At 50.1% G+C, this 12,036-nt stretch carries 13 protein-coding genes; all 13 read left to right on the plus strand.

Features of this window, described 5'->3' with window-relative positions; all coding sequences use genetic code 11:
- Positions 1 to 66: 66 nt before the first annotated feature.
- Complete coding sequence (gene asnC / locus NNO03_RS13345; protein WP_003023780.1) at positions 67 to 525, plus strand: transcriptional regulator AsnC; 459 nt, start codon at positions 67 to 69, stop codon at positions 523 to 525.
- Positions 526 to 613: 88 nt separating this feature from the next.
- Positions 614 to 1,063, plus strand: coding sequence for an FMN-binding protein MioC (mioC, locus tag NNO03_RS13350; protein ID WP_271442570.1), 450 nt, complete (start codon positions 614 to 616; stop codon positions 1,061 to 1,063).
- A gap of 372 nt (positions 1,064 to 1,435) precedes the next feature.
- On the plus strand, positions 1,436 to 3,325 hold the full coding sequence (gene mnmG / locus NNO03_RS13355; RefSeq protein ID WP_271442569.1) for a tRNA uridine-5-carboxymethylaminomethyl(34) synthesis enzyme MnmG: 1,890 nt from the start codon (positions 1,436 to 1,438) through the stop codon (positions 3,323 to 3,325).
- Positions 3,326 to 3,427: 102 nt separating this feature from the next.
- Positions 3,428 to 4,051, plus strand: coding sequence for a 16S rRNA (guanine(527)-N(7))-methyltransferase RsmG (gene rsmG, locus NNO03_RS13360; protein WP_048213788.1), 624 nt, complete (start codon positions 3,428 to 3,430; stop codon positions 4,049 to 4,051).
- Between the two features lie 615 nt (positions 4,052 to 4,666).
- Positions 4,667 to 5,047, plus strand: coding sequence for a F0F1 ATP synthase subunit I (gene atpI, locus NNO03_RS13365; RefSeq protein WP_045449005.1), 381 nt, complete (start codon positions 4,667 to 4,669; stop codon positions 5,045 to 5,047).
- Positions 5,048 to 5,055: 8 nt separating this feature from the next.
- Positions 5,056 to 5,871, plus strand: coding sequence for a F0F1 ATP synthase subunit A (atpB, locus tag NNO03_RS13370; protein ID WP_005121454.1), 816 nt, complete (start codon positions 5,056 to 5,058; stop codon positions 5,869 to 5,871).
- A 46-nt stretch (positions 5,872 to 5,917) separates the two neighbouring features.
- Positions 5,918 to 6,157 (plus strand): F0F1 ATP synthase subunit C, encoded by a 240-nt coding sequence (gene atpE, locus NNO03_RS13375; protein WP_000429386.1) that lies wholly within the window; start codon positions 5,918 to 5,920, stop codon positions 6,155 to 6,157.
- 59 nt (positions 6,158 to 6,216) lie between these two features.
- Entirely contained in the window at positions 6,217 to 6,687 is a 471-nt protein-coding gene (gene atpF, locus NNO03_RS13380; protein WP_040232304.1) for a F0F1 ATP synthase subunit B, read from the plus strand.
- 14 nt (positions 6,688 to 6,701) lie between these two features.
- Positions 6,702 to 7,235 (plus strand): F0F1 ATP synthase subunit delta, encoded by a 534-nt coding sequence (gene atpH / locus NNO03_RS13385; protein ID WP_005121457.1) that lies wholly within the window; start codon positions 6,702 to 6,704, stop codon positions 7,233 to 7,235.
- Between the two features lie 12 nt (positions 7,236 to 7,247).
- A complete protein-coding gene (atpA, locus tag NNO03_RS13390) occupies positions 7,248 to 8,789 on the plus strand; it encodes a F0F1 ATP synthase subunit alpha (RefSeq protein ID WP_003827026.1) in 1,542 nt (513 codons plus the stop codon).
- Positions 8,790 to 8,839: 50 nt separating this feature from the next.
- Complete coding sequence (gene atpG, locus NNO03_RS13395; protein ID WP_005121458.1) at positions 8,840 to 9,703, plus strand: F0F1 ATP synthase subunit gamma; 864 nt, start codon at positions 8,840 to 8,842, stop codon at positions 9,701 to 9,703.
- 26 nt (positions 9,704 to 9,729) lie between these two features.
- Positions 9,730 to 11,112: a F0F1 ATP synthase subunit beta gene (atpD, locus tag NNO03_RS13400; protein WP_003023806.1), complete on the plus strand. Its 1,383-nt coding sequence runs from the start codon at positions 9,730 to 9,732 to the stop codon at positions 11,110 to 11,112.
- Between the two features lie 20 nt (positions 11,113 to 11,132).
- The gene (locus NNO03_RS13405; RefSeq protein ID WP_005121460.1) at positions 11,133 to 11,552 is read left to right on the plus strand and encodes a F0F1 ATP synthase subunit epsilon; all 420 of its coding nucleotides are present in this window, start codon (positions 11,133 to 11,135) and stop codon (positions 11,550 to 11,552) included.
- Positions 11,553 to 12,036: the final 484 nt, after the last annotated feature.

Raw genomic sequence — 12,036 nt, forward strand, 5'->3', positions numbered from 1 at the left:
CGATTTTGATTCGTTAAAATTTAACGCTAAAATAGAGTGAATCATCAATCTACATAAGAAAAACCTATGGAAAATTATCAGATCGACAATCTGGACCGCGGCATCCTTGATGCCCTGATGGAAAATGCCCGTACCGCCTACGCCGAACTGGCAAAACAGTTTGGTGTCAGCCCGGGTACCATCCACGTACGCGTTGAAAAGATGAAGCAGGCTGGGATCATTACCGGCGCACGTATTGATGTCAGTCCAAAACAACTGGGTTATGACGTCGGCTGCTTTATTGGCATCATCCTGAAAAGTGCTAAGGATTATCCATCTGCATTAGCCAGACTGGAAAGTCTCGATGAAGTGACCGAGGCGTATTACACCACCGGACATTACAGCATCTTTATTAAGGTGATGTGTAAATCTATCGATGCTCTGCAACAAGTACTTATCAACAAGATCCAAACAATTGATGAAATTCAATCCACAGAAACCTTGATCGTCTTGCAGAACCCGATCATGCGTACTATCAAGCCCTGATCGCTTTTTTTAATCCCCTATTTTTCCACAGGTAGATCCCAGCTCGCTCACAGCGTACAATGCTGCCTCTTCATCGAGGTAGCGATCAATGGCAGATATCACTCTTATCAGCGGCAGCACGCTTGGCAGTGCGGAATATGTAGCAGAACATTTGGCTGAACAGCTGGATGACGCTGGTTTTTCCAGCGAAATACTGCATGGACCGATGCTCGACGAGGTTCCAACTCAAGGGGTCTGGCTGGTAATCAGCTCAACGCACGGTGCGGGAGACATTCCTGATAACCTGCAACCTTTATATGACGCATTGCGCGAGCAGAAACCGGATCTTTCGCAGGTACGCTTTGGTGCCATCGGCATTGGTAGCCGTGAATATGACACGTTCTGCGGTGCGATTGACAAGCTGGAAGCTGAACTGAAGGCCTGCGGGGCGAAACAGATCGGTGAAACGCTCAGGATCAACGTACTGGAACATGAGATTCCGGAAGATCCGGCTGAAATTTGGTTGGGATCCTGGCATCCATTGCTCAGAGATTTGTAAAGATCGTACTTTTTTATGTGGATAACTCTGGTTAAAAGCTTGGATCAACCGGTAGTTATCCAAAGAATAACTGTTGTTCAGTTTTTGAGTTGTGTATAACCCTTCATTCTGATCCCAGCTTATACGGACCAGGATCACCGATCATTCACAGCTAATGATCCTCAACAACCCGTTGATCTTATTCAAAGGATCGCCCTTATCCACAGATAGTTGCGATCCTAATAAGAGATCACAATAAAACAGATCTCTAAATAAAAAGATCTTCTTTTTAATACCCAGGATCCGAGGTCTTTCTCCATCGACTAAAGTTGAGTAGAATCCACGGCCCGGGCTTCAATCCATTTTCACACCGCGTTATGCGAGGCAATTACCATGTTTTATCAGGATCCTTTTGACGTCATCATCATTGGCGGGGGTCATGCAGGCACCGAGGCCGCAATGGCCGCGGCGCGAATGGGTCAACAGACTCTGCTTTTGACACACAATATCGACACTCTGGGGCAAATGAGCTGCAACCCAGCGATTGGCGGCATTGGGAAGGGACACCTGGTAAAAGAAGTGGATGCGCTTGGCGGCCTGATGGCAACCGCGATCGACCATGCCGGTATCCAGTTTAGGATACTAAACGCCAGCAAAGGCCCGGCAGTTCGCGCCACTCGTGCTCAGGCGGATCGCGTGCTCTATCGTCAGGCGGTACGTACTGCGTTGGAGAACCAGCCGAATCTGATGATCTTCCAGCAAGCGGTTGAAGATCTGATTGTTGAAAACGATCGTGTTGTGGGTGCGGTGACTCAGATGGGTCTGAAGTTCCGTGCCAAAGCGGTTGTATTAACCGTAGGGACCTTCCTCGACGGGAAAATTCACATTGGTTTGGACAACTACAGCGGTGGCCGTGCTGGCGATCCGCCGTCTATTCCACTGTCACGTCGCCTGCGTGAGCTTCCGCTGCGCGTTAGTCGTTTGAAAACAGGTACACCGCCGCGTATTGATGCGCGTACCATCGATTTCAGCGTACTTGGCCAGCAAAACAGCGATAACCCGATGCCGGTCTTTTCGTTCCTTGGCGATGTTTCTCAACATCCGCGCCAGATGCCGTGCTACATCACGCATACTAACGAGAAAACCCATGACGTGATCCGTAATAACCTCGATCGTAGCCCGATGTATGCTGGCGTGATCGAAGGTATAGGCCCACGTTACTGCCCGTCGATCGAAGACAAAGTGATGCGCTTTGCCGATCGTAACCAGCACCAGATCTTCCTTGAACCGGAAGGTCTGACGTCTAACGAAATTTACCCGAACGGTATTTCCACCAGCCTGCCGTTTGACGTGCAGATGCAAATTGTCCGCTCCATGCAGGGGATGGAAAACGCCAAAATTGTTCGTCCTGGCTATGCTATTGAATATGATTTCTTCGATCCACGCGACCTGAAGCCAACTCTGGAAAGTAAATTCATTCAGGGTCTGTTCTTTGCCGGTCAGATTAACGGTACAACCGGTTACGAAGAAGCCGCCGCGCAAGGTTTGCTGGCGGGTCTGAACGCCGCACGCCTGTCCGCTGACAAAGAGGGGTGGGCTCCTGCGCGTTCTCAGGCCTATCTTGGTGTGCTGGTGGATGACCTGTGTACGTTGGGCACTAAAGAACCGTACCGCATGTTTACTTCGCGCGCAGAATACCGTTTGATGCTGCGCGAAGATAACGCCGATCTCCGTCTGACCGAAATTGGTCGTGAACTGGGTCTGGTGGGGGATGAACGCTGGGCGCGCTTCAATGAAAAACTGGAACGCATCGAACAAGAACGTCAGCGTTTGAAATCAACCTGGGTGAACCCGCTTGCTGAATCTGCTGCGGAAGTGAACGCGCACCTGGCAACGCCGCTGTCACGCGAGGCCAGTGGTGAAGATCTGCTGCGTCGTCCGGACATGACCTATGCGCAGCTGACATCATTGTCCGCATTTGCACCAGCGCTTGATGATCCTCAGGCGGCTGAACAGGTTGAGATTCAGGTTAAGTACGAAGGTTATATTGCCCGTCAGCAGGATGAAATCGAAAGACAACAGCGCAATGAGAACACGTTGCTGCCTGCGACTCTGGATTATCGTCAGGTTTCCGGTTTGTCGAATGAAGTTATTGCCAAGCTGAACGATCACAAACCTGTGTCAATCGGCCAGGCATCGCGCATTTCTGGTGTCACGCCTGCCGCCATCTCCATTCTGCTGGTTTGGCTGAAAAAACAAGGTATGCTGCGCCGTAGCGCTTAATCACACTATTTGGGCGGGGGCGCTACGCTTGCCCGCCCTGCAAATTTGTCGACCCGATAAGCTATAGCGCAGCGGGTAATTGATTATTAACAGGTAACGACCGTGCTCAACAAACTCTCTCGTCTGCTGGCTGATGCTGGTATTTCTCTTACCGATCACCAGAAAAATCAGCTGATTGCGTATGTCGATATGCTGCACAAATGGAATAAAGCGTACAACCTGACATCGGTGCGGGACCCCAACGAAATGCTGGTGCGCCATATTCTGGACAGCATTGTGGTCGCACCCCATCTGCAGGGCGAACGTTTTATTGATGTCGGCACGGGACCGGGCTTACCGGGAATTCCACTTTCTATCGTGCGTCCTGAGGCGCATTTTACTCTGCTGGATAGTCTGGGAAAACGCGTACGCTTTCTGCGTCAGGTACAACATGAGCTTAAACTGGACAACATCACTCCAGTACAAAGCAGGGTAGAAGAATTCCCTTCTGAGCCACCTTTTGATGGTGTGATAAGCCGTGCTTTTGCGTCTCTTAACGACATGCTGAGCTGGTGCCACCATTTACCCGGTCAAAATGGACGTTTTTATGCTTTAAAAGGGCAATTACCGGAAGATGAGATCGCCACACTGCCTGCGGCGTTCAGCGTAGAATCAGTTGTAAAATTACGGGTTCCACAACTGGATGGTGAGCGCCATTTGGTGGTTATTAAGCCAAACAAAATTTAATATTTATCAAAAAAAACAGAAAAAAAGCGGGCCTTCAGGTGTTAAATACCGGGGGGTATAGGGGGGGGAAGTGGTGTTACATTTCACCTCTGTCTTACTGTTTTGCATCATAACTATAACGTACCGTTTTTTGTTAAAAACGAAACAAGTCAACTGTGAAAATATCAGTCTGCTAAAAATAGAACCTAAGAATCACCGTTTTGTGTTAATTATTTATTATAAATGTCAATGAGCGGTTTTTTTGTTGTTAGGGGCTATTTCTAAAATAGTGACGGTTTTTACGCTTAAATATCAAAAAGATGAAAAGGCATCATTTGCCACGTAAATTAATTGAGCGAAGGTGAATATGTTCAATATGTGATCTGGTGCACGCTTTGTCGCCAGTGTTTACGCGGTATTTGCAGTTTTGCATGATCGTTCACAGTTTGCCAAAAAGTAATAAATGTGGCCTGGAGAAAAATATTTAAACATTTATTCACTTTTTAGCTACTTATTGTTTGAAATCACGAAGGCGCACCGTATAATTTGACCGCTTTTTGATGCTTGACTCTAAGCCATAAAGAACGTTTTATACGACACGCGGCATACCTCGAAGGGAGCAGGAGTAAAAACGTGATGTCTATGTCGCTCTTGAGTCGAAACGTTGCTCGTAAGCTTCTGCTCACACAGCTTCTGGCGGTAATAGCAAGTGGATTGCTGTTTAGCCTCAAAGACCCTTTCTGGGGCATCTCCGCATTATGCGGGGGATTGGCAGTGTTACTGCCTAATATGTTGTTTATGATATTTGCCTGGCGTCACCAGGCACATACACCAGCAAAGGGCCGAGTGGCCTGGTCGTTCGCTTTCGGCGAAGCCTTCAAGGTGTTAGCGATGCTGGTTTTGCTTGTGGTGGCGTTGGCGGTTTTGAAGGCGGTGTTCTTACCGCTGATCGTTACGTGGGTTTTGGTGCTGGTGGTTCAGATACTGGCACCGGCTGTAATTAACAACAAAGGGTAAAAGGCATCATGGCTTCTGAAAATATGACGCCGCAGGAATACATAGGGCACCATCTGAATAACCTTCAGTTGGACCTGCGTACTTTCTCGCTGGTAGATCCGCATAACCCCCCAGCCACCTTCTGGACGCTCAATATTGACTCCATGTTCTTCTCGGTGGTGCTGGGTCTGTTGTTCCTGCTTATGTTCCGTAGCGTGGCCAAAAAGGCAACCAGCGGCGTACCAGGGAAATTTCAGACCGCGATTGAGCTGGTAATCGGCTTTGTTCATGGCAGTGTCAAAGACATGTACCATGGCAAAAGCAAGGTTATCGCACCGCTTGCCCTGACGATCTTCGTCTGGGTCTTCCTGATGAACCTGATGGATTTACTGCCAATCGACCTGCTGCCGTATATTGCTGAGCATATACTGGGCCTGCCGGCGCTGCGCGTAGTTCCGTCTGCGGACGTAAACATCACCCTGTCGATGGCGCTGGGCGTGTTTATCCTGATTCTGTTCTACAGCATCAAAATGAAAGGCATCGGCGGCTTCGCGAAAGAGTTGACGCTGCAGCCGTTCAATCACTGGGCGTTCATTCCTGTCAACTTAATCCTTGAAGGGGTAAGCCTGCTGTCCAAACCAGTTTCTCTTGGTCTGCGACTGTTCGGCAACATGTACGCTGGTGAGCTGATTTTCATTCTGATTGCTGGTCTGTTGCCGTGGTGGTCACAGTGGATTCTGAATGTGCCGTGGGCCATTTTCCACATACTGATTATCACGCTGCAAGCCTTCATCTTCATGGTTCTGACGATTGTCTATCTGTCGATGGCGTCTGAAGAGCATTAATTTACCAACACTACTACGTTTTAACTGAAACAAACTGGAGACTGTCATGGAAAACCTGAATATGGATCTGCTGTACATGGCTGCCGCTGTGATGATGGGTCTGGCGGCAATCGGTGCTGCGATCGGTATCGGCATCCTCGGGGGTAAATTCCTGGAAGGCGCAGCGCGTCAACCTGATCTGATTCCTCTGCTGCGTACTCAGTTCTTTATCGTTATGGGTCTGGTGGATGCTATCCCGATGATCGCTGTAGGTCTGGGTCTGTACGTGATGTTCGCTGTCGCGTAGTAAGCGTTGCTTGAATTAAGAGCAATATCAGAACGTTAACTAGATAGAGGCATTGTGCTGTGAATCTTAACGCAACAATCCTCGGCCAGGCCATCGCGTTTGTCCTGTTCGTTCTGTTCTGCATGAAGTACGTATGGCCGCCATTAATGGCAGCCATCGAAAAACGTCAAAAAGAAATTGCTGACGGTCTTGCTTCTGCTGAACGAGCACATAAGGATCTTGACCTTGCAAAGGCCAGCGCGACTGACCAGCTGAAAAAAGCGAAGGCGGAAGCTCAGGTAATTATCGAGCAGGCAAACAAACGCCGCGCTCAGATCCTGGACGAAGCTAAAACTGAAGCAGAGCAGGAACGTACTAAAATCGTGGCACAAGCGCAGGCGGAAATTGACGCCGAGCGTAAACGTGCTCGCGAAGAGCTGCGTAAGCAAGTTGCTGTCCTGGCTGTTGCTGGCGCCGAGAAGATCATCGAACGTTCCGTGGATGAAGCTGCTAACAGCGACATCGTGGACAAACTTGTCGCTGAACTGTAAGGAGGGAGGGGCTGATGTCTGAATTTATTACGGTAGCTCGCCCCTACGCCAAAGCAGCTTTTGACTTTGCCGTTGAGCACCAAAGCGTTGACCGTTGGCAGGATATGCTGACGTTTGCCGCTGAGGTGACGAAGAACGAACAAATGGCAGAGCTTCTCTCTGGCGCGCTGGCGCCGGAAACGCTCGCTGAGTCGTTTATCGCAATCTGCGGTGAGCAGTTGGACGAAAGCGGTCAAAACCTGATTAAGGTAATGGCTGAAAATAACCGTCTTAATGCGCTCCCGGATGTTCTTGAGCAGTTTATTCACCTGCGTGCAGCCAGTGAGGCTATCTCTGAGGTAGAAGTCACTTCTGCCAATGCACTGAGTGATGAACAGCTTACGAAGATTAGTGCAGCGATGGAAAAACGTCTGTCACGCAAAGTTAAGCTGAATTGCAAAATCGATAAGTCTGTAATGGCAGGCGTAATCATCCGTGCGGGTGATATGGTCATTGATGGCAGCGTACGCGGCCGTCTTGAGCGCCTTGCAGACGTCTTGCAGTCTTAAGGGGACTGGAGCATGCAACTGAATTCCACCGAAATCAGCGAACTGATCAAGCAGCGCATTGCTCAGTTCAGTGTTGTGAGTGAAGCTCACAACGAAGGTACTATTGTTTCTGTAAGTGACGGTGTTATCCGCATCCACGGTCTTGCTGACTGTATGCAGGGGGAAATGATCTCTCTGCCGGGTAACCGTTACGCTATCGCACTGAACCTGGAGCGCGACTCCGTAGGTGCAGTTGTGATGGGTCCATACGCTGACCTCGCCGAAGGCATGAAGGTTAAGTGTACGGGTCGTATTCTGGAAGTTCCGGTTGGCCGTGGCCTGCTGGGTCGTGTGGTGAACACTCTGGGTTCCCCAATTGACGGTAAAGGTCCGGTTGATAACGATGGCTTCTCGCCAATCGAAGTTATCGCACCAGGCGTAATCGAACGTCAGTCCGTAGATCAGCCGGTACAGACCGGTTATAAATCCGTTGATGCCATGATCCCAATCGGTCGTGGCCAGCGTGAGTTGATCATCGGTGACCGTCAGACCGGTAAAACCGCGATGGCAATCGATGCCATCATCAACCAGCGTGACTCCGGCATCAAATGTGTGTACGTGGCTATCGGCCAGAAAGCGTCCACCATTTCTAACGTGGTTCGTAAACTGGAAGAACATGGCGCACTGTCCAACACCATCGTTGTTGTGGCGACCGCGTCTGAATCTGCTGCACTGCAATACCTGGCACCTTATGCCGGTTGCGCAATGGGCGAATACTTCCGTGACCGCGGTGAAGATGCACTGATCGTTTATGATGACCTGTCCAAACAGGCTGTTGCTTACCGTCAGGTTTCCCTGCTGCTCCGTCGTCCACCAGGACGTGAAGCATTCCCAGGCGACGTATTTTACCTCCACTCTCGTCTGCTGGAACGCGCATCCCGCGTTAACGCGGAATACGTTGAGAAATTCACCAATGGTGAAGTCAAAGGTAAAACCGGCTCCCTGACCGCACTGCCGATTATCGAAACCCAGGCGGGTGACGTTTCTGCGTTCGTTCCGACCAACGTAATTTCCATTACCGATGGTCAGATCTTCCTGGAAACCAACCTGTTCAACTCCGGTATTCGTCCGGCAGTTAACCCGGGGATCTCCGTATCTCGTGTAGGTGGTGCAGCGCAGACCAAGATCATCAAGAAACTGTCCGGTGGTATCCGTACCGCTCTGGCACAGTATCGTGAACTGGCAGCGTTTTCTCAGTTCGCTTCCGACCTTGACGAAGCTACGCGTAAGCAGCTGAGCCACGGTCAGAAAGTAACTGAACTGCTGAAGCAGAAACAGTATGCCCCAATGTCTGTTGCACAGCAGGGTGTGGTGCTGTTTGCGGCTGAACGCGGTTACCTCGAAGATGTGGAACTGGCGAAAATCGGTAGCTTCGAAGCGGCTCTGCTGGCTTACGTTGACCGTGATCACGCTCCGCTGATGCAAGAGATTAACCAGTCCGGTGGCTATAACGATGAAATCGAAGGCAAGCTGAAAGCTATCCTCGATTCCTTCAAAGCAACCCAGTCCTGGTAACGTCTGGCGGTCTGTCTTAGGGCGGACCGCAAGGCATTGAGGAGAAGCTCATGGCCGGCGCAAAAGAGATACGTAGTAAGATCGCAAGCGTCCAGAACACGCAGAAGATCACTAAAGCGATGGAGATGGTCGCCGCTTCCAAAATGCGTAAATCGCAGGATCGCATGGCGGCCAGCCGTCCTTATGCAGAGACCATGCGCAAAGTGATTGGTCACCTTGCGAATGGTAATCTGGAATATAAGCACCCTTACCTGGAAGAACGCGACGTTAAGCGCGTGGGCTACCTGGTGGTGTCGACCGACCGTGGTCTGTGCGGTGGCTTGAACATTAACCTGTTTAAAAAGCTGCTGGCGGATATGAAAACATGGTCCGATAAAGGCGTTCAGTGCGACATCGCAATGATCGGCTCAAAGGGCGTGTCTTTCTTTAATTCCGTAGGCGGTAACGTGGTTGCTCAGGTAACCGGTATGGGGGATAACCCTTCCCTGTCCGAACTGATCGGCCCGGTTAAAGTGATGCTGCAGGCCTACGATGAAGGTCGTCTGGACAGACTGTACGTTGTCAGCAACAAATTTATTAACACCATGTCTCAGGTTCCGACTCTCACTCAGCTGCTGCCTTTACCGGCTTCAGAAGATGAAGAGTTAAAACAAAAAGCCTGGGATTACCTGTATGAACCAGACCCGAAACCGCTGCTGGATACCCTGCTGCGTCGTTACGTTGAATCTCAGGTTTATCAGGGCGTGGTAGAAAACCTGGCCAGCGAGCAGGCCGCACGTATGGTGGCGATGAAAGCCGCGACCGACAATGGCGGCAGCCTGATTAAAGAGCTGCAGTTGGTATACAACAAAGCTCGTCAGGCCAGCATTACTCAGGAACTCACCGAAATCGTCGGTGGTGCATCCGCGGTATAACCAGGTTAATTCGTAGAGGATTCAAGATGGCTACTGGAAAAATTGTCCAGGTAATCGGCGCCGTGGTTGACGTCGAATTCCCTCAGGATGCCGTACCGCGCGTGTACGATGCTCTTGAGGTTATGAATGGTAAAGAGAGCCTGGTGCTGGAAGTTCAGCAGCAGCTCGGCGGCGGTATCGTACGTACCATCGCCATGGGTTCTTCCGACGGTCTGCGTCGTGGTCTGGAAGTTAAAGACCTCGAACACCCGATCGAAGTCCCGGTAGGTAAAGCAACTCTGGGTCGTATCATGAACGTTCTGGGTCACCCGATCGACATGAAAGGCGATATCGGTGAAGAAGAGCGTTGGGCTATCCACCGCGCAGCACCTTCCTATGAAGAGCTGTCCAGCTCTCAGGAACTGCTGGAAACCGGCATCAAAGTTATCGACCTGATGTGTCCGTTCGCTAAGGGCGGTAAAGTTGGTCTGTTCGGTGGTGCGGGTGTAGGTAAAACCGTAAACATGATGGAGCTGATCCGTAACATCGCGATCGAGCACTCCGGTTACTCTGTGTTTGCGGGTGTGGGTGAACGTACTCGTGAGGGTAACGACTTCTACCACGAAATGACCGACTCCAACGTTCTGGATAAAGTATCCCTGGTTTATGGCCAGATGAACGAGCCGCCGGGAAACCGTCTGCGCGTTGCGCTGACCGGTCTGACCATGGCTGAGAAATTCCGTGACGAAGGTCGTGACGTACTGCTGTTCGTCGATAACATCTATCGTTACACCCTGGCCGGTACGGAAGTATCCGCACTGCTGGGTCGTATGCCATCAGCGGTAGGTTACCAGCCGACCCTGGCGGAAGAGATGGGTGTTCTGCAGGAACGTATCACTTCTACCAAAACCGGTTCTATCACCTCCGTTCAGGCGGTATACGTACCTGCGGATGACTTGACTGACCCATCCCCAGCAACCACCTTTGCTCACCTGGATGCAACCGTGGTACTGAGCCGTCAGATCGCTTCTCTGGGTATTTACCCGGCAGTTGATCCGCTGGACTCCACCAGCCGTCAGCTGGATCCGCTGGTTGTTGGTCAGGAACACTATGACACTGCGCGTGGCGTACAGTCCCTGCTGCAGCGTTATCAGGAACTGAAAGACATCATCGCCATCCTGGGTATGGATGAACTGTCTGAAGAAGATAAACTGGTGGTAGCTCGTGCGCGTAAGATCCAGCGCTTCCTGTCCCAGCCGTTCTTCGTTGCGGAAGTATTCACCGGTTCTCCAGGTAAGTACGTTTCCCTGAAAGACACCATCCGTGGCTTTAAAGGCATCATGGAAGGCGAATACGACCACCTGCCAGAGCAGGCGTTCTACATGGTTGGTTCTATCGACGAAGCCGTAGAAAAAGCCAAAAAACTTTAACGCCTTAATCGGAGGGTGATATGGCAATGACTTACCACCTGGACGTCGTCAGCGCAGAGCAACAAATGTTCTCTGGTCTGGTCGAAAAAATCCAGGTAACGGGTAGTGAAGGTGAACTGGGTATTTTCCCGGGTCACGCACCGCTGCTCACCGCCATTAAGCCTGGTATGATCCGCATCGTTAAACAGTTCGGTCATGAAGAGTTTATCTATCTGTCCGGCGGCATTCTTGAAGTGCAGCCTGGCAACGTGACCGTACTGGCTGATACCGCGATTCGCGGTCAGGATCTCGATGAAGCGAGAGCCCTGGAAGCGAAACGCAAGGCTGAAGAGCATATTAAGAGCTCTCATGGTGACGTGGATTACGCTCAGGCATCTGCGGAACTGGCCAAAGCGATCGCGAAACTGCGCGTTATCGAGTTGACCAAAAAAGCGATGTAACACCGGCTTGAAAATACGAAAACCAGTCTGCTAGCAGGCTGGTTTTTTTTTGCCTGAGTTTTAGATATTTTGAAACTGAAAAGGTGTTTTGATTTTATGTGATCTGCATCACATAACTATTGATCGATTAAAAAATGAAGCGTAGACTTGTTTTTGTGATGTATGTCACATAATTAACTCAGATAAAAACAGGATACCAACATGAAATTGTTCAACAAAATCATCGCCCTTTTCAGCAGTATGGACGTTTAGTCATACCTGTCTGTTATGTGGCGCGAGGCTTCACATCGTTGAGAGCAAGCGCCATTTATTTAGCTCCTTACCCTCTTGTTTGTACACTCCTCCTCTCCCCCTAATTGTTACCTTCTCCATTTTTCTGCTTGTCACTGAATCATATAAAAAAATCGTGCGTTGCTTACCCAATTCTTTATTCATGGGGCAAAAAAATAGCAAAAACATTAACCTAAGGCTTTAATAAGAGCAT

Source organism: Citrobacter sp. Igbk 16 (assembly GCF_028069755.1).
Classification (GTDB): domain Bacteria; phylum Pseudomonadota; class Gammaproteobacteria; order Enterobacterales; family Enterobacteriaceae; genus Citrobacter.

Excerpts from the sequence above, each read along its gene's own strand:
- asnC (WP_003023780.1), top strand. The coding sequence starts at position 67 with ATGGAAAATTATCAGATCGACAATCTGGACCGCGGCATCCTTGATGCC.
- mioC (WP_271442570.1), top strand. The coding sequence starts at position 614 with ATGGCAGATATCACTCTTATCAGCGGCAGCACGCTTGGCAGTGCGGAA.
- mnmG (WP_271442569.1), top strand. The coding sequence starts at position 1,436 with ATGTTTTATCAGGATCCTTTTGACGTCATCATCATTGGCGGGGGTCAT.
- atpI (WP_045449005.1), top strand. The coding sequence starts at position 4,667 with ATGTCTATGTCGCTCTTGAGTCGAAACGTTGCTCGTAAGCTTCTGCTC.
- atpB (WP_005121454.1), top strand. The coding sequence starts at position 5,056 with ATGGCTTCTGAAAATATGACGCCGCAGGAATACATAGGGCACCATCTG.
- atpE (WP_000429386.1), top strand. The coding sequence starts at position 5,918 with ATGGAAAACCTGAATATGGATCTGCTGTACATGGCTGCCGCTGTGATG.
- atpH (WP_005121457.1), top strand. The coding sequence starts at position 6,702 with ATGTCTGAATTTATTACGGTAGCTCGCCCCTACGCCAAAGCAGCTTTT.
- atpA (WP_003827026.1), top strand. The coding sequence starts at position 7,248 with ATGCAACTGAATTCCACCGAAATCAGCGAACTGATCAAGCAGCGCATT.
- atpG (WP_005121458.1), top strand. The coding sequence starts at position 8,840 with ATGGCCGGCGCAAAAGAGATACGTAGTAAGATCGCAAGCGTCCAGAAC.
- atpD (WP_003023806.1), top strand. The coding sequence starts at position 9,730 with ATGGCTACTGGAAAAATTGTCCAGGTAATCGGCGCCGTGGTTGACGTC.
- NNO03_RS13405 (WP_005121460.1), top strand. The coding sequence starts at position 11,133 with ATGGCAATGACTTACCACCTGGACGTCGTCAGCGCAGAGCAACAAATG.